This is a genomic window from Mycobacterium sp. P4_H6 (assembly GCF_056400845.1).
The window spans coordinates 16174-33118 of sequence record NZ_JBFUKN010000007.1; the positions used below are offsets into that span (position 1 = coordinate 16174).

At 68.3% G+C, this 16945-nt stretch carries 18 protein-coding genes; 10 read left to right on the top strand and 8 right to left on the bottom strand.

The annotated features are described in order from the left end of the window. Window positions 1-14: 14 nt before the first annotated feature. Window positions 15-1094, bottom strand: a complete 1080-nt coding sequence (trpD, locus tag AC1DTF_RS04535; RefSeq protein ID WP_057166660.1) for an anthranilate phosphoribosyltransferase — start codon at window positions 1092-1094, stop codon at window positions 15-17. A 125-nt stretch (window positions 1095-1219) separates the two neighbouring features. Here trpD and ctaE point away from each other — a divergent pair, with 125 nt between their 5' ends. The 5 genes from ctaE to AC1DTF_RS04560 all read left to right on the top strand — a co-directional run bounded on the left by ctaE (window position 1220) and on the right by AC1DTF_RS04560 (window position 6219). After that, window positions 1220-1831: an aa3-type cytochrome oxidase subunit III gene (ctaE, locus tag AC1DTF_RS04540; RefSeq protein ID WP_477473208.1), complete on the top strand. Its 612-nt coding sequence runs from the start codon at window positions 1220-1222 to the stop codon at window positions 1829-1831. Between the two features lie 41 nt (window positions 1832-1872). Further along, window positions 1873-2709 carry a cytochrome bc1 complex diheme cytochrome c subunit gene (gene qcrC / locus AC1DTF_RS04545; RefSeq protein WP_057166662.1) on the top strand — a complete coding sequence of 279 codons (837 nt, stop codon included), beginning with the start codon at window positions 1873-1875 and terminating at the stop codon, window positions 2707-2709. Beyond that, complete coding sequence (qcrA, locus tag AC1DTF_RS04550; RefSeq protein WP_057166663.1) at window positions 2706-3902, top strand: cytochrome bc1 complex Rieske iron-sulfur subunit; 1197 nt, start codon at window positions 2706-2708, stop codon at window positions 3900-3902. Before qcrC ends, qcrA begins: the two co-directional genes overlap by 4 nt. Beyond that, on the top strand, window positions 3899-5566 hold the full coding sequence (qcrB, locus tag AC1DTF_RS04555; protein WP_057166664.1) for a cytochrome bc1 complex cytochrome b subunit: 1668 nt from the start codon (window positions 3899-3901) through the stop codon (window positions 5564-5566). The genes qcrA and qcrB overlap by 4 nt, the downstream gene beginning before the upstream one ends. A gap of 98 nt (window positions 5567-5664) precedes the next feature. Beyond that, a complete protein-coding gene (locus tag AC1DTF_RS04560) occupies window positions 5665-6219 on the top strand; it encodes a mycothiol transferase (RefSeq protein ID WP_057166665.1) in 555 nt (184 codons plus the stop codon). Here AC1DTF_RS04560 and AC1DTF_RS04565 read toward each other — a convergent pair. The 4 genes from AC1DTF_RS04565 to ctaC form a co-directional block, all read right to left on the bottom strand. Continuing rightward, window positions 6216-6872 (bottom strand): DUF2561 family protein, encoded by a 657-nt coding sequence (locus tag AC1DTF_RS04565; RefSeq protein WP_477473209.1) that lies wholly within the window; start codon window positions 6870-6872, stop codon window positions 6216-6218. The genes AC1DTF_RS04560 and AC1DTF_RS04565 overlap by 4 nt on opposite strands. Continuing rightward, a complete protein-coding gene (locus AC1DTF_RS04570; protein ID WP_057166667.1) occupies window positions 6872-7699 on the bottom strand; it encodes an MmpS family transport accessory protein in 828 nt (275 codons plus the stop codon). The genes AC1DTF_RS04565 and AC1DTF_RS04570 overlap by 1 nt, the downstream gene beginning before the upstream one ends. Window positions 7700-7831: 132 nt before the next feature. Continuing rightward, window positions 7832-8251 carry a cytochrome c oxidase subunit 4 gene (locus AC1DTF_RS04575; protein WP_057166668.1) on the bottom strand — a complete coding sequence of 140 codons (420 nt, stop codon included), beginning with the start codon at window positions 8249-8251 and terminating at the stop codon, window positions 7832-7834. Between the two features lie 9 nt (window positions 8252-8260). Then, a complete protein-coding gene (gene ctaC, locus AC1DTF_RS04580; RefSeq protein ID WP_057166669.1) occupies window positions 8261-9295 on the bottom strand; it encodes an aa3-type cytochrome oxidase subunit II in 1035 nt (344 codons plus the stop codon). Between the two features lie 126 nt (window positions 9296-9421). Between ctaC and asnB the strand changes: the two genes are divergently transcribed. Next, on the top strand, window positions 9422-11353 hold the full coding sequence (gene asnB / locus AC1DTF_RS04585; protein ID WP_477473210.1) for an asparagine synthase (glutamine-hydrolyzing): 1932 nt from the start codon (window positions 9422-9424) through the stop codon (window positions 11351-11353). A 2-nt stretch (window positions 11354-11355) separates the two neighbouring features. On the opposite strand, the gene AC1DTF_RS04590 is transcribed toward asnB, so the two are convergent. Continuing rightward, complete coding sequence (locus tag AC1DTF_RS04590) at window positions 11356-12327, bottom strand: carbohydrate kinase family protein (RefSeq protein ID WP_477473211.1); 972 nt, start codon at window positions 12325-12327, stop codon at window positions 11356-11358. Window positions 12328-12472: 145 nt separating this feature from the next. Here AC1DTF_RS04590 and AC1DTF_RS04595 point away from each other — a divergent pair, with 145 nt between their 5' ends. Further along, window positions 12473-13063, top strand: coding sequence for an Rv0361 family membrane protein (locus AC1DTF_RS04595; RefSeq protein WP_477473212.1), 591 nt, complete (start codon window positions 12473-12475; stop codon window positions 13061-13063). A 10-nt stretch (window positions 13064-13073) separates the two neighbouring features. On the opposite strand, the gene AC1DTF_RS04600 is transcribed toward AC1DTF_RS04595, so the two are convergent. Next, window positions 13074-13430: a HesB/IscA family protein gene (locus AC1DTF_RS04600; RefSeq protein ID WP_057166702.1), complete on the bottom strand. Its 357-nt coding sequence runs from the start codon at window positions 13428-13430 to the stop codon at window positions 13074-13076. 120 nt (window positions 13431-13550) lie between these two features. Next, on the bottom strand, window positions 13551-14600 hold the full coding sequence (locus tag AC1DTF_RS04605; RefSeq protein ID WP_477473213.1) for a glycerate kinase family protein: 1050 nt from the start codon (window positions 14598-14600) through the stop codon (window positions 13551-13553). Between the two features lie 72 nt (window positions 14601-14672). Here AC1DTF_RS04605 and AC1DTF_RS04610 point away from each other — a divergent pair, with 72 nt between their 5' ends. The 3 genes from AC1DTF_RS04610 to cobT are packed head-to-tail and all read left to right on the top strand — an operon-like array spanning window position 14673 to window position 16941. Next, window positions 14673-15335, top strand: a complete 663-nt coding sequence (locus AC1DTF_RS04610; protein ID WP_477473214.1) for a DUF3043 domain-containing protein — start codon at window positions 14673-14675, stop codon at window positions 15333-15335. 41 nt (window positions 15336-15376) lie between these two features. Next, entirely contained in the window at window positions 15377-15898 is a 522-nt protein-coding gene (locus AC1DTF_RS04615; protein WP_477473268.1) for a bifunctional adenosylcobinamide kinase/adenosylcobinamide-phosphate guanylyltransferase, read from the top strand. Next, window positions 15895-16941, top strand: coding sequence for a nicotinate-nucleotide--dimethylbenzimidazole phosphoribosyltransferase (cobT, locus tag AC1DTF_RS04620; protein WP_477473215.1), 1047 nt, complete (start codon window positions 15895-15897; stop codon window positions 16939-16941). Before AC1DTF_RS04615 ends, cobT begins: the two co-directional genes overlap by 4 nt. Window positions 16942-16945 lie beyond the last annotated feature (4 nt).

Below are 16945 nucleotides of genomic sequence, written 5' to 3' on the forward strand. Positions count from 1 at the left end.
GCAGGCGGGCTGAGTCAGCCGGCGGCCTTCTGGGTGAACCGCACCCAGTTCGCCAGAAGTCGTTCTGCGGCACCGGAATCGATGGCTTCCACGGCGCGGGCCAGGCCGGACTGCCAGGCGGGCACCCACTGGGCGTCACCGGAGAGACCGGCATGGGCGACCATCGCGCCTGCGGCATTGAGCACCACCGCATCGCGCACCGGCCCCTTGGCGCCGCTGAGCACGGCGCGCACCGAGGCGGCGTTGGCCTCGGCATCGCCGCCGACGAGTTCGCTCAGATCGGCGCGGCGGAACCCGAAGGCCGCGGGGTCGAGGGTCAGGCGCTCGACCGTGCCGGCCTGCACCCGCCAGATGGTGCTGGTGGTCGTGGTGGTGAGTTCGTCCAGACCGTCGTCGCCGTGCACCACCAGCGCGCTGGCCCCGCGGGCGGCGAACACCCCGGCCATCACCTCGGCCAGATCACCCCAGGCGCAGCCGAACAAGCCGGCCCGCGGTGCGGCCGGATTGGTCAGCGGGCCGAGCAGATTGAAGACGGTCGGCACCCCGATCTCGCGGCGGACCACCGAGGCGTGCCGGTAGGAGGGATGGAACTGCGGCGCGAACGCGAAGGCGATACCGACCTCGGCGACACTGCGCGCGACCTCGTCGGGACCCAGATCGATGCGCACCCCGAGCGCCTCCAGGGTGTCCGCTCCACCCGACAGTGAGGAGGCCGCCCGGTTGCCGTGCTTGATCACCGGTACGCCGGCCGCGGCGGTGACGATCGAGGCCATCGTCGACAGGTTCACCGTGTTGGACCCGTCGCCCCCGGTGCCCACGATGTCGACGGCGTCGGTGCCGATCGCGCTGTCGGGGATCCGGCGGGCATGCTTGAGCATCGTGTCGGCGAGTTCGGTGACCTCGGCCGACGTCGGACGTTTCATCCGCATCGAGACCGCGAACCCGGAGATCTGCGCCGGCGTCGCCGCCCCGGTCATGATCTGGTCCATGGCCCACGCCGACTGACCACGCTTCAGATCCTGGTGGGTGGTCAGCAGGCCGAGGATCTGCGGCCAGGTGAACGAACTCTCGGATGCGCTCTGAGCGGATGACACGCCGTGATGCTATCGCCCGTGCAGGACTCGTCCGGAGCCTGTCACGACTGCCTACCAGGACACGTTTCAACTCAATTACGAACCCGGGTGGAGTTAATCAACTACAAAGCGTCATACTTGCTTCTGTGACGAGCGCTGTTGGGACCTCGGGGACCGCGATTACCTCCCGCGTACATTCGCTGAACAGACCGAATATGGTCAGTGTCGGCACCATTGTGTGGCTTTCCAGTGAGCTGATGTTCTTTGCTGGACTGTTCGCGATGTACTTCACCGCGCGTGCGCAGGCGCAGGGCGCCTGGCCGCCCGAGCCGACCGAGCTGAACTTGTGGCTCGCCGTGCCGGTGACCGCGGTGCTGATCGCCTCCTCCTTCACCTGCCAGATGGGCGTGTTCGCCGCCGAGCGCGGCGACGTGTTCGGGCTGCGCCGGTGGTACGTGCTGACGTTCTTCATGGGACTGTTCTTCGTGCTCGGCCAGGGCTACGAATACATCCACCTCGTCGACCACGGCACCACCATCCCGGGCAGTGCCTACGGGTCGGTGTTCTATCTGGCCACCGGCTTCCACGGCCTGCACGTCATCGGCGGTCTGGTCGCCTTCATCTTCTTGCTGATTCGCACCAGGCTGTCGAAGTTCACGCCTGCGCAGGYGACCGCGGCGATCGTCGTGTCCTATTACTGGCACTTCGTCGACATCGTGTGGATTGCCCTGTTCGCCGTCATCTACTTCGTCCGATGATCGGCAAGCCGATGGGTCCGTTGACGACGAGAAGGGGTTCGATGACCAGCAAGTCCGGCGCAGCCGGGAAGACGATCAAGCAACGTCGCTTGCGTCGGCGCGTGTCCGCAGCCGTCCTGCTGCTGCTCGGGTTGTCGGTCGCCGGCGTCACCGCCGCGACCTTGACCCCGACGCCTCAGGTCGCGGTCGCCGACGAGTCCCAGTCGGCGCTGCTGCGCACCGGCAAGCAGCTGTTCGACACCTCGTGCATCAGCTGCCACGGCGCGAACCTGCAGGGTGTCGCGGACCGTGGTCCCAGCCTGATCGGCACCGGCGAGGCCGCCGTGTACTTCCAGGTCTCCACCGGCCGGATGCCCGCGATGCGCGGTGAGGCCCAGGCCCCCCGCAAGGAACCGGTCTTCGACGAGCACCAGATCGACGCGCTCGGCGCCTTCGTCCAGGCCAACGGCGGCGGCCCCGTCGTGCCCCGGGAAGCCAACGGCCACATCGCCGATGAGTCCCTGCTGTCCGGTGACGTCGCCCGCGGTGGCGACCTGTTCCGGCTGAACTGCGCCTCCTGCCACAACTTCACCGGCAAGGGCGGAGCCCTGTCCTCCGGTAAGTACGCGCCGGACCTCGGCGAGGCCTCCAAGGTGCCCGCGCAGGTCTACACCGCCATGCTCACCGGCCCGCAGAACATGCCGAAGTTCTCTGATCGCCAGCTCTCCCCCGAGGAGAAGGCCGACATCGTCTCCTACGTGCGGCAGGCGGCGAACACTCCGGATCCCGGCGGCTACGGCCTCGGCGGATTCGGCCCCACCACCGAAGGTATGGCCATCTGGATCATCGGGATCGTGGCTGCCGTCGGCATGACCTTGTGGATCGGAGCTCGCGCATGAGCGGGGATATCCAGGGCGGTGACACCTCGGGCCGTCCGGTCCCGGGTCAGCCGACCGACGCCGAACTGGCGGAGATGTCGCGCGAGGAACTGCTCGCGCTCGGCGGCAAGCTCGACGGTGTCGAGGTCGTCTTCAAGGAACCGCGGTGGCCGGTCGAGGGCACCAAGGCCGAGAAGCGCGCGTCGCGCACCGTGTCCTACTGGCTGCTCCTCGGCGGGTTCTCCGGACTGGCGCTGCTGCTGGTCTTCCTTTTCTGGCCCTGGGAGTACGTCCCCTACGGCGCCGAGGGCGAGCGGATGTACACGCTGGCCACCCCGTTGTACGGCCTGACGTTCGGCCTGTCGATCCTGGCGATCGGTGTCGGCGCGGTGCTCTTCCAGAAGAAGTTCATCCCCGAAGAGATCACCATCCAGGATCGCCATGACGGCTCGTCGGCGGAGATCCACCGCAAGACCATCGTCGCGAACCTGAGCGACGCCCTTGAGGGTTCGACCATCAAGCGGCGCAAGCTGATCGGGCTGTCGATGGGCATCGGCCTCGGCGCGTTCGGCCTGGGCACCCTGGTGGCCTTCGCGGGCGGGTTGATCAAGAACCCGTGGAAGCCCGTCGTGCAGACCGCCGAGGGCAAGAAGGCCGTGCTGTGGACCTCGGGATGGACCCCGCGTTTCCAGGGCGAGACCATCTACCTGGCCCGCGCCACCGGCATCCCCGGCGAATCGCCGTTCGTGAAGATGCGTCCCGAGGACATCGACGCCGGCGGTATGGAGACGGTGTTCCCCTGGCGCGAGTCCGACGGTGACGGTGTCACGGTGGAATCCAGCCACCACCTGTTCGAGGTCGCGATGGGTGTCCGTAACCCGGTCATGCTCATCCGCATCAAGACCCAGGACATGAAGAGGGTCGTCAAGCGGCAGGGCCAGGAGAGCTTCAACTTCGGCGAACTGTTCGCGTACACGAAGGTCTGCTCGCACCTGGGCTGCCCGTCCTCGCTGTACGAGCAGCAGACCTACCGGATTCTGTGCCCGTGCCACCAGTCGCAGTTCGACGCGCTGCACTTCGCCCGGCCGATCTTCGGTCCGGCAGCACGTGCGCTGGCGCAGTTGCCCATTACCATCGACAAGGACGGCTATCTGGTCGCGAACGGCGACTTCATCGAACCCGTCGGACCGGCATTCTGGGAGCGCAAATCATGAGTCCCAAGCTCGGAGATATCGCGGCCGCTCAAGGCGATGCGATCGATTCCCGGTACCACCCCTCGGAGGCGGTACGTCGCGGAATCCTGAACAAGGTCTTCCCCACGCACTGGTCGTTCCTGCTGGGTGAGATCGCGCTGTACAGCTTCATCATCCTGTTGATCACGGGTGTGTGGCTGACGCTGTTCTTCGACCCGTCGATGGCGCACGTGACCTACGAGGGCGTTTACCAGCCGCTGCGCGGTGTGCAGATGTCGCGGGCCTATGAATCGGCCCTGGAGATCAGCTTCGAAGTGCGTGGCGGTCTGTTCGTCCGCCAGATCCACCACTGGGCCGCGCTGCTCTTCGCGGCGTCGATCATGGTGCACCTGGCGCGCATCTTCTTCACCGGCGCGTTCCGGCGCCCGCGCGAGGCCAACTGGGTCATCGGCTCGCTGCTGCTGATCCTGGCGATGTTCGAGGGTTACTTCGGCTACTCGCTGCCCGACGATCTGCTCTCCGGCACCGGCCTGCGCGCCGCGTTCTCCTCGATCACCCTCGGCATGCCGGTCATCGGCACCTGGTTGCACTGGGCGCTGTTCGGTGGCGACTTCCCCGGCGAGATCATCATCCCGCGGTTGTACGCCCTGCACATCCTGCTGATCCCCGGGATCATGCTGGCACTCATCGGCGCGCACATGGCGCTGGTGTGGTTCCAGAAGCACACCCAGTTCCCCGGCCCCGGCCGGACCGAGAAGAACGTCGTCGGCGTGCGCGTCATGCCGGTCTTCGCGGTAAAGTCGGGCGCGTTCTTCGCCATGATCACCGGTCTGCTCGGCATCATGGGCGGCCTGCTGCAGATCAACCCGATCTGGGTGCTCGGCCCGTACAAGCCCTCGCAGATCTCGGCGGGCAGCCAGCCCGACTTCTACATGATGTGGACCGACGGTCTGGCGCGTGTGTGGCCGGCCTGGGAGTTCTACATCGGCAACCACACCATCCCGCAGTCGGTGTGGGTGGCCATGGGCATGGGCCTGGTGTTCGTGCTGCTGTCGGTCTACCCGTTCCTGGAGCGCAAGCTCACCGGCGACACCGCCCACCACAATCTGTTGCAGCGTCCGCGTGACGCCCCGACACGTACCGCTGTGGGCGCCGCGGCGATCTCGTTCTACATCCTGCTGACGTTCATGTGCATGAACGACATCATCGCGCTGAAGTTCCACATCTCGCTGAACGCGACCACGTGGATCGGCCGCATCGGCATGGTGGTGCTGCCCATGATCGTCTACTACATCACCTACCGGTGGGCGATCAGCCTGCAGCGCAGCGACCGCGCGGTGCTGGAGCACGGTATCGAGACGGGCATCATCACGCGGCTTCCGCACGGTGCCTACATCGAACTGCACCAGCCGCTCGGCCCGGTCGATGATCACGGGCACCCGATTCCGCTGGAGTACCAGGGCGCGGCACTGCCCAAGCGGATGAACAAGCTCGGATCCGGCGGCGCACCCGGCAGCGGCAGCTTCCTGTTCGCCGATCCGGTCGAAGAGCACGATGCGCTCGCCGAGGCGGCCCATGCCGCCGAGCACCGGGCGCTCGCGGTGCTCAGCGAGAGCCAGGGCACCAACGGTTCGAACGGTCACGGTTCCAACGGTTCCCGAAACGGATCCAACGGGCACCACTAGCAGTTCACGACGAGGAAGGCCCGCGCAGCACGCTGCGCGGGCCTTTTTCGTCCGCCACTCCCCTACCCCGGCCGGCGCCGAACAGTACGCTGACCCGCATGGTCGATGATCCGCCCTGGGAACCACCACTGGCCGGGACGGAGGAGCAGCACCTCGTCGCCGCGCTGGAGCGCCTGCGAATGACGTTCCGCTGGAAGGCCGATGGGCTCGACTCGGCCGCGCTGGCGATCAGAATCGGCGCGTCCTCGCTGACCCTCGGCGGCCTGCTCAAACACCTCGCACGCGCCGAGGCCCAACGGTTCGGCCCCGGCCTCGATGGCTCGCCCATGGGTGCGCCGTGGGACGACGCCGATTGGGACGCCGACCCGGACTGGGACTTCACCTCGGCCGCGGACGACACTCCCGCTGAGCTCTATGCGTTCTGGGATCGGTCCGTCGCGCATTCCAGGGCCACGCTGACGGCCGCGCTGGCGCACGGGGGTCTCGATCAACTGGTCGGCATCGCCTGGCCGGATGGATCCCGGGCCAGCCTGCGCCGCAGCGTGTGTGACCTCGTCGAGGAATACGGACGCCACACCGGCCACGCCGATCTACTGCGCGAGGCCGTCGACGGACGCGTGGGCGAGGACCCGCCACCCGATTGGCGGCCCTAGGTGGCAGCCGGTGCGTCCAGGCCGAGCACCCCGCGCAGCTCGCGCAGGTAGAACCACGGCAGCACCGGCATGGCCACCGTGACGATGCCGGCGATGATGTAGAACGCCACCGCAGCACTGCCGCCGTCGTTGGCGGACAGATAGGTCGCCAGGCCGACCGCCAGCGTGCCCACTCCGATCGCGCATGCCATCGACAGCCCGAACCGTGCGAACACCTCGTCGACGACACCGGGCTGGGCGGCGGCACGGGTGCCGGTCTCCAGGGCCGGTTCGGTGCTCCTGCGCCGGGCGTCGCGGGGTGGCACGGCGGCGATGTCCTCGGCCACCGACCCTCCGGCCGGCGTGTGGTCACGGATCGGCCGGTGGCTGGTCTGCTGACGGGCCCGCACCAGCAGCGGGATCGCCACCACGATCACGGCGGCCGAGATGCCGATCACGGTGTAGAGCACCCAGGGCGTTTCCGAGCCGGAGGCCTCGGACAGTTCGGCGCGGACGGTGCCGCGGCCGCCGGCCATGTCCACCAGGGACACGGTGGCGGCCACCGCGGCGCCGAGTGCGGCCAGCCAGATGACCGCGCAGGCGCCCAGCAGGATCCGCTCCAGGTTCTCGGGACCGGATAAGGGACGTCGGGAAAATTCAGTGTCTTTGAGCATCAGCAACTTGTCTGTGCGGCGTTGCCGGTGTTGGACGACAGCACGGTGCCATCGCTTGTGGTGATCGAGCAGTTCAGCCGGCTGACCAAGAACAAGCTCGACGCCTGTACCGAACCGACCTCGGACTGCGAGATCGGCGTGACGGTGAGCGACCACGGGATGTAGACGTTGCGCTGGGTGCGGCTGCGCCCGGACGCGTCGATATAGGTGACGGTGATGATGTCGCCGGGTGCCTTGGTGCCGGTGACCGAGTAGGTCACCTGGCGGGGTCCCGGCGGCCGCGTCGTCGTCGGCGGGGGCGGCGGCGCCTCCGTGGTGGCCGGCGGCGGCGGGGCCTCCTCGCTGGGCGGCGGAGGTGGTGGTGGTGCCGGCTCCTGCGTCACCGTGACGGTCTCCGGTGGCGGAGGCGGCGGCTCCTCGGTGGGAGGCGGCGGGGGCGGTGGCTCACTGCTGGGCGGCGGGGGCGGTGTCGTGGTGATCGCGTCCTGCACGGGCGGCGACGTCGAGGTCGACGTCTCCGGGTTGGCCAGCCCGGTGTTGTCGGTCCTGGTCACCAGCAGGGCGACGGAGGCGACCAGGGCGACAGCGGCGACGATGGCCACCACGCCGACGACCCACGGCCACTTCGGGGGTACGTCCTGGTCGGGATCAGCGGCCGCGTAGGCGTCGTATTCGTACAGCGCCGGATCCGGCGGCACGTACGGAGCGCTGGTGAACTGCTCGGATTCCGGGGCGGAGTACGCCCGGGATTGGATGTCGGTCTCGTCGGCGCGGGATTTCCGATCTTTGTTCCCACCCGGCGACTCCGGTCCTGACGGCCCGCTCATCTGCAACTAAACCTCGGCCTATCCTTCTCGACTGCTGCCTCGGCAACCCTACCCAACCAGGCGACAGTGGGGACCACGCCACGGCGTCACGTCAGCGAACTGACGCACGGTTGTGACCTGGGGAGAAGAACGTCAGTGCTTCTCGGGGCCGATGTAGTACTCGAACACCAGGCCTGCGGCCGAGGCCAGCACGAAGCACACGCCGGCGACGATCAGCCAGGGCAGCCACAGCGCGGCACCCACGGCGGCGGTGGAGAAGGACAGCGCGATCAGGATCGGCCACCAGCTGTGCGGGCTGTAGAAGCCCAGCTCGCCGGCGCCGTCGCTGATCTCGGCATCTTCGTAGTCCTCGGGACGGGTGTCGAGACGACGTGCGACGAACCGGAAGAAGGTACCGGTGATCAGCGTCAGACCCGTGGTGAGCACCAGGGCGGTGGTACCCGCCCACTCGATGCCGCCGGTGGCGAACATCGCGGTCAGCACGCCGTACACGATGGATGACAGCAGGAAGAACGCGGTCAGGAACTCGAACAACCGGGCTTCAATATGCATGAGTCGTCCTTACTTGCTCGCCTGCGGGGGAACGCCGACCTGCTCGCCACGACGGGTGTCGAACGGCGCTGTGGTGGTGGCCAGCGGAGCCTGGTTGATGGCCTCCAGCGCCTGGGCGTTGGTCAGACCGTCGGTCCGGGCATCCAGGTAGGCCTTGAAATCGTTGGGCTCCACGACACGCACCTCGAAGTTCATCATCGAGTGGTACGTGCCGCACATCTCCGTGCAGCGGCCGACGAACGCGCCGGTCTGTTCGATCTCGCTGACCTGGAAGATGTTGTCGGAGTTGTTCTCCTTGGGGTTGGGCAGCACGTCCCGCTTGAACAGGAACTCGGGCACCCAGAACCCGTGGATGACATCGGCCGAGGCGATCTGGAACTCGACGCGCTTGCCCTTGGGCAGCACCAGGATCGGGATCTCGGTGGAGGTGCCGATCGTCTCGATCTTGTCGAAGTTAAGGTAGGTGCGGTCCTCGGAGTTCTTGCCCGCGATCGGGCCGACCTGCTCGATACCGTGCTCGTCGACGCCCTCGGGCGCCGAGGCCATGGCCTCTTTGCGCTCGTTGTCGACGCCGTCGTAGGACAGCGTGCCGTCACCGAACTCGATCTTCTGGTACCCGAACTTCCAGTTCCACTGGAAGGCGGTGACGTCGATGACGACCTCGGGGTTGGGGTCCTTGTGCAGCATCCGCTCCTGCACGACGACGGTGAAGTAGAACAGCACCGAGATGATCAGGAACGGCACCACGGTGAGCACCAGTTCCAGCGGCATGTTGTAGCCGAACTGACGCGGCAGCTCGGTGTCGGTGTCCTTCTTGCGATGGAAGGCGCTGGTCCAGAAGATCAGGGCCCACACGATGCCACCGACGACGAACGACGCGATGACCGACCAGACCCACAGGTCGCGGTTCAGACGGGCTTCCGGAGTGATGCCCTCGGGCCAGCCCAGGCCGAAGATCTCCTGGTAGCTGCAACCGCTGAGCAGGATGGCCGCGCCACCCAGAACCACTGACAACGCCACCAAACGGTACCCGCGAGCGGTCACGTTGGCGCCTCCTAAATGAAGTCGGTGAACCGCAGGGCGGTCGGTGAAACTTGGCGAATACTACGCAGCGTAGACCACGCCCGCCGGGTGGAGCGAAGCGACCGGACGATTCGGCATACTGGCCCGGTGTGCGGACTGCTGGCGTATCTGACCGACCCGTCCGTCGAGACCTCCCCTGCGTTGGTCGAAGCGGTATCGGGAGCCTCCCATCTGATGCGTCATCGAGGCCCTGACGAGCCTGGGACCTGGTCCGATGGCGATATCGTGCTCGGTTTCAACCGGCTGTCGATCATCGATATCGCGCACAGCCATCAGCCGCTGCGCTGGGGCCCGCCGGAGGCGCCGGAGCGCTACGCGCTGGTGTTCAACGGGGAGATCTACAACTACCTGGAACTGCGCGATGCCCTGCGTTCCGAGCACGGTGCGGTGTTCCACACCGACGGGGACGGCGAGGCGATCGTCGCGGGCTTCCATCACTTGGGCACCGACGTCCTGACCCGGCTGCGTGGCATGTTCGCCTTCGCGCTGTGGGACACCCAGACCGGTGAGTTGCTGTGTGCGCGGGACCCGTTCGGCATCAAACCGCTCTATCTGGCCACCGGCCCGGGCGGCACCGTGGTCGGCAGCGAGAAGAAGTGCATCCTGGACCTGGCCGCCACGGCCGGCATCGACCTGGCCATCGACGAGCGCGCCGTGCAGCACTACACCGTGCTGCAGTACGTGCCCGAGCCCGAAACCCTGCAACGCGGCATCCGTCGGCTGGAATCGGGCAGTTATGCCCGCATCCGCCCGGGACAGCCACCGGTGGTGACGCGTTACTTCGAACCGAAGTTCACCGCTGTTCCCTTCAAAGCGGGCGGCGAGCAGGCCCGCTACGACGAGATCACCGCGGTGTTGGAGGACTCCGTCGCCAAGCACATGCGCGCCGATGTCACCGTGGGCGCGTTCCTGTCCGGCGGTATCGATTCCACGGCCATCGCCGCGCTGGCGATGCGGCACAACCCGCGCCTCATCACCTTCACGACGGGCTTCGAGCGGGAAGGCTTCTCCGAGGTCGACGTCGCCGTGGAGTCGGCGAAGGCGATCGGCGCGCGCCATGTCACCAAGGTGGTCAGCCAGGCCGAGTTCGTCGCGGCACTCCCCGAGATCGTCTGGTATCTCGACGAGCCGGTCGCCGACCCCGCCCTGGTGCCGCTGTTCTTCATCGCCCGCGAGGCCCGCAAGCACGTCAAGGTGGTGCTCTCCGGGGAGGGCGCCGACGAACTCTTCGGCGGCTACACCATCTACCGGGAACCGTTGTCGCTGAAGGCGTTCGACTACCTGCCCAGGCCGGTGCGACGTTCGCTGGGCAAGGCGTCGCAGCCGCTGCCGGACGGGATGCGCGGCAAGAGCCTGCTGCATCGCGGATCGCTGACACTGCAGGAGCGCTACTACGGCAACGCCCGCAGCTTCTCCGATGCGCAGCTGCGGGCGGTACTGCCCGGGTTCCGCCCRGACTGGACGCACACCGATGTCACCGCGCCGCTGTACGCCACGTCGGAGGGCTGGGATCCGGTGGCCCGCATGCAACACGTGGACCTGTTCACCTGGCTGCGCGGCGACATCCTGGTCAAGGCCGACAAGATGACGATGGCCAACTCGCTGGAGCTGCGGGTGCCGTTCCTGGATCCCGAGGTGTTCGCGGTGGCCTCACGGCTGCCCTATGACCAGAAGATCACCCGCACCACCACCAAGTACGCGCTGCGCCGCGCGCTGGAACCGATCGTGCCCGCGCATGTGCTCAACCGGCCCAAGCTCGGTTTCCCGGTGCCCATCCGGCACTGGCTCAAGGCCGGCGAGCTGCTCGACTGGGCCCACGCGACGGTCGCGGCGTCGGCGACCGGCGACCTCATCGACCTGAACGCGGTGCGCACCATGCTCGACGAGCACCGGGACGGCGTGAGCGATCACAGCCGCCGGTTGTGGACGGTGCTGATCTTCATGCTGTGGCACGCCATCTTCATCGAGGGCAGCGTGACACCGCAGATCAGCGAACCGACCTACCCGGTGCAGATCTAGGCCTAGATCGCGGCGCCGATGTCCGCGCCGGCCTCCGCGCCGTAGGCGTCGGTCAGCCGCTTGACGGCGGCATCGCGGTCCCAGCTCCATTCCTGTGGGCCGGTGGCCTCCAGCACCAGGGTGGCGACCATCGAGGCCAGCTGGGCGGACCGCTCCAGGCTGAGGCCGGCGGCGCGGCCGGTGAGGAATCCGGCGCGGAAGGCGTCGCCGATCCCGGTCGGGTCCGCCTGATGGGTCTCCGGGACGATGCCGACGTGCACGAACGTGCCGTCGCTGCCGACGATGTCGACGCCCTTCTCGCCCAGCGTGGTGACACGCAGCGTGATCTGGCTCATGACCTGCGCTTCGGACAGACCGGACTTCTGCAGCAGCAGGTCCCATTCGTAGTCGTTGGTGAACAGGTAGGTCGCGCCCTCGATCAGGCTGCGGATCTGCTCACCGTCGAGCCGGGCCAGCTGCTGGGACGGGTCCGCGGCGAATGCCAGGCCCAGGGCGCGGCATTCCTCGGTGTGGCGGAACATCGCGTCGGGATCATTGGCGCCGACGATCACCAGTTCCGGTGTGCCGCTGCGCTTCACGACCTCGGCGAGATCGATGTTGCGGGCCTCGGACATGGCGCCGGGGTAGAACGACGCGATCTGGGCCATCGCCTCGTCGGTGGTGCAGACGAAGCGCGCGGTGTAGGCGCTCTCCGAGACGAGCACGTTGTCGGTGTTGACGCCGTGATCGGTCAACCAGCCCCGGTAGTCGTCGAAATCCTTGCCGACCGCGCCGATGAGTGCGGCATCGCCGCCGAGCACACCGATGGCGAAGGCCATGTTGCCCGCGACGCCGCCGCGGTGGATGACGAGGTCATCGACCAGGAAGCTCAGCGACACCTTCTGCAGGTGTTCCGGCAGCAGCTGCTCGGAGAACTTGCCGGGAAACTTCATCAGATGGTCGGTCGCAATGGAGCCGGTCACGGCGATGGTCACGAATACAGCCCTTCAGTTCATGTACATAGCTAGGCGAACACTACAGACGCGCGGCTGCCGGTGCTTCGGTCCAAGGGGGCCGTGACCGGCGTGCGCTAGCCTGCATGCGAGTCCGCCGCACGCCCCAACACCTGAGAAAGCACCGATGTCCGGTCCCGTGCCGTATCCCGAATCCACTCCCCCACAAGGGTTTCCGCCGTTTCCCGGCGCGTACCCCGGCACGCTGCCGCCGCCGGTGCAGTATCCGAAACGCGCACCATGGAAGCCGATCGCGGCTGTCGGTGCTGCGGTGGTGGTCGTCGCGGCCGTCGTCGGCGGGGTGCTGGTGTCCTCCGGCGGGGACGACGAAGCTCCGGTGGCGATGAACACCGAGAATGTGCGGCCGGCCATCCAGGGTTTCCTGGACGCGCTGACCGACGGTGACGACCAGGCCATCGCCCGGCACGCCCTGTGCGGGCTGTACGACGCGGTCACCGACCGCAATTCGGATCTGGCGCTGGCCGACCTGAGCTCGGATGCGTTCCGCAAGCAGTTCACCGAGGTCGAGGTGACCTCGGTGGACAAGGTGGTGCCGTGGTCGACGAATCAGGCCCAGGCGTTGTTCACCATGACGGTGGTGGCGCCCGGAAGCGGCCGCGGATCGGCCGATGCCGGCAGCGAGATACAGGTGGTGGCCCAGCTGCTGCAGTCAGACGACGAGATCCTCGTCTGCTCCTACGTGCAGCGCAGCAGCTGAGCCGGGTAGGTCAGTTGAACGAATCGCCGCAGGCGCAGGAGCCGGTGGCGTTCGGGTTGTCGATCGTGAAGCCCTGCTTCTCGATGGTGTCGACGAAGTCGATGGTGGCGCCCTGGATGTAGGGCGCGCTCATCCGGTCGACGGTCAGCGCCACGCCACCGAAATCGGAGGTCAGGTCGCCGTCGAGGGTGCGGTCGTCGAAGAACAGGTTGTAGCGCAGGCCGGCGCAGCCACCCGGCTGCACGGCGATACGCAGCGCCAGGTCATCGCGACCCTCCTGGTCGAGGAGTGCCTTGGCCTTGCTTGCGGCCGCGTCGGTCAGCACCGCACCGTGGGTCTCGGTGGTGGTGTCGTCCTGAATAGTCATCGCATTCTCCTGAAATACCTGGAAGAGCCAGTGCATGCATTCGCGCTGTGTTCAACGGTACCTTGTTCGCGCGCTATTCCCGAGCTGTGCCATTCCCCGTCGCTGCGCTCGCCCCGGATGTCATCCCATGTCCCAACCGGCGGCGGTGCGCCGGGACAACCCCCGCAGTTGGGCCTCGGCATCATCCATCGCCCGCTGCACGGACCCGGCGAAGTCGGTGATCGAGTAGGCCGCGGCGATTCCCGCCGGCGCGAGCGCGGTCGGCGCCAGCGTGACCTGCCCGGCCAGCACCAGCACCGGGGTCCCGCGACCACGCGCCCCGCCGGCCAGCGCGCTGACCACCTTGCCGTGCAACGACTGATCATCGAAACGGCCCTCACCGGTGATGATGAGGTCCGCACCGGCCACGTCGGCGGCCAGATCGGTGTGCTCGGCGATGACGGCGGCGCCCGGTTCACGGCGCCCGCCCAGCGCCAGCAGGGCCGCGCCGATCCCACCGGCGGCACCGGCGCCGGGCTGGTCGGCGATGTCGTCACCGAGTTCGGCCGCCCATTCGGCCAGCCGGGCTTCGAGCAGGTCCACGGTGACCGGGTCGGCCCCCTTCTGCGGCCCGAAGACCGCGGCCGCGCCCATCGGCCCCAGCAGCGGGTGCTCGACATCACTGGCGGCGATCAGCTCGATCCCGGACAGAAGAGCCCGCCCCGCCTCCAGTCCGCCCAGGGCGTCCACCAGGCCGCGTCCACCGTCGGTACAGGAACTGCCGCCCAGGCCGACCACGATGTGCCGCGCCCCGGCATCCACCGCGGCGGCGATCAGCTCGCCGACTCCCCCGCTGTGCGCCGCGACCGCGGTGTGCACCGTCGGCGGCCCCCCGAGCAGCGTGAGCCCGCACGCCTGCGCGCACTCGATGTAGGCGGTCCGGCCGTGCAACACCCACTGCGCGGTCACCCTGGCCTCCAGCGGGCCGCTGACGGTGGCGGTCTGCAGCCCGCCGAGCCTGCTGGCCAGCACGTCGACGAATCCGGGTCCGCCGTCGGATTGCGGGGCCAGCGTCAGCCGGTCATCGCCGCGCGCCTGCCGCCAGCCCTCGGCGATGGCGCCGGCGGCCTGCACCGCAGTGAGACTGTCTCCGTAGCAATCCGGCGCTATCAGCACTGCGAGGCCCGTCATTCCAGCAGCGTAGAGCCTCACTTTCCGAGGTGCATGACGGGTGACCGCCGCCCGGGAAGTAATCTGGTCGGTGTGAATCTGCTCGGCCGCAAGAAGGACAACCCGCCCCCGGAGGATGACAATTCCGCCGACACATCGGTGGAAACCGGTGACGCCCGAGCGACCGCTCCGAAGGGCCGGCCGACCCCCAAGCGCAGCGAGGCCTCGCGCCGGCGTGGCCCGGTCGCACCCGCGCCGATGACCACCGCCGAGGCACGCAAGCGTCGCAAAGAGGTCGGTGGGCGCAAGCTCACCAAGGAAGAGCGCAAGGCCGAGAAGGTGACCCGGCGCGCCGATATGGCCGACCGCCGCGAGCGGATGATGGCCGGCGAGGACGCCTACCTGCTGCCCCGCGACAAGGGTCCGGTCCGCCGGTACGCGCGTGACCTCGTCGATTCGCGGCGCAACCTGCTCGGGCTCTTCATGCCGATCGCACTGGGTCTCATCCTGGTCACCCTGTCCGTCCCGTCCCCCGCGGTGCAGCAGCCGCTGTCGTTCGCGATGCCGGTGCTGCTGATCGTGATGGCCATCGACGGCGTCATCCTGGGTCGTCGGGTGAACCGCCGCGTCGACGAGCGGTTCCCGGACAACACCGAAACCGGCTGGAAGCTCGGCTTCTACGCCGGCAGCCGGGCATCGCAGCTGCGCCGGATGCGCGCTCCCCGTCCCCAGGTCAACCGCGGCGACGACGTCTGAGTCTGTCTGAGCACATGACCCGTCGCTCCGCTCGCACCGGAGTGCGCGTGCTGGTGCTCGGCGGTATCCGTTCGGGCAAATCGCACCATGCGGAGAACATCGTCTCCGCGGCCGGCGCCGTGCGTTACCTGGCCACCGGACCGTCCCCCGAAGGTGACGACAGCTGGTCGGCGCGTGTCGACGCGCACCGCAAGCGTCGGCCCCCGCACTGGACGACCGTCGAAACCCCGGATGTCGCAACGCAATTGCAGGCCGATGCCGAGACACCCACGCTGGTCGACGATATCGGCGGCTGGCTGACCGCGGCCATGGACCGTCGTGCTGCGTGGACCGGTGGCTCGATCGCGGCCGACGTCGACGCACTGTGCCGCGCGGTGCAGGGGTTCACCGGCCCCCTGGCGCTGGTCAGCCCGGAGGTCGGGCTGACGGTGGTGCCCGCAACGGCCGCCGGCCGGTTGTTCGCCGATGAACTGGGCACGTTGAACCAGCGACTGGCCGCGCTGTGTGACCGGGTGGTGCTGGTCATCGCCGGGCAACCGTTGGCCGTGAAGGAGAGCACGTGAATGCGTTCCCCGCGGTGGTCCCGCCGGACCCCGAAGCCGAGCGCGCCGCCCGGTCCCGCCAGCTGACGCTGACCAAGCCGCCCGGATCGCTGGGCCGGCTGGAGGAATTGTCGGTCTGGGTGGCGGCCTGTCAGGGTGTCTGCCCGCCGCAGCAGTTCAGTCGCGCCCGGGTGGTGGTGTTCGCCGGCGACCACGGCGTCACCGCCGCGGGTGTCTCGGCGTTCCCGTCCGAGGTCACCGCGCAGATGGTCGCCAACTTCGACACCGGCGGCGCGGCCATCAATGTGCTGGCCGAGCTGGCCGGCGCCGGGGTGCGGGTGGCCGATATCGCGGTGGACGCCGAACCCGCCAACGCGGTGATCGGCGCGCACAAGGTGCGCCGCAGCAGCGGCAACATCGCCGTCGAGGACGCCCTGACCGCCGATGAGGTCCTCGCCGCCGTGCAGGCCGGCCGCGCCATCGCCGACGAGGAGGTCGACGGCGGCGCCGATCTGCTGATCGCCGGCGATATGGGTATCGGGAACACCACGCCCGCAACGACATTGATCGCCGCACTGACCGGATCGGAGCCCGTGGCGGTGGTCGGGCGCGGCACCGGCATCGACGACGACGGCTGGGCCCGCAAGACCTCGGCCATCCGCGATGCGCTGTACCGGGCCCGCAGTGTGGTCGCCGATCCGCTCGGTCTGCTGCGGGTGTGCGGCGGCGCCGACCTGGCCGCGATGGCGGGTTTCCTGGCCCAGGCCGCGGTGCGGCGCACACCCGTGCTGCTCGACGGTGTCGTCGTCACCGCCGCCGCCCTGGTCGCCGACGAACTGGCCCCCGGCGCGCGGGCCTGGTGGCGGGCCGGGCACCGGTCCACCGAACCGGCGCACACGCTGGCACTGCAGCGCCTGGACCTGGAGCCGATCCTCGATCTGGGGATGCGCCTGGGCGAAGGCAGCGGTGCCGCGGTGGCGCTGCCGGTCCTGCGCGCGGCGGTGGCGACCCTGGCGGCCATGGCGACCTTCGATCAGGCCGGCATCTCCACCGCCCCGGCGTGATCGG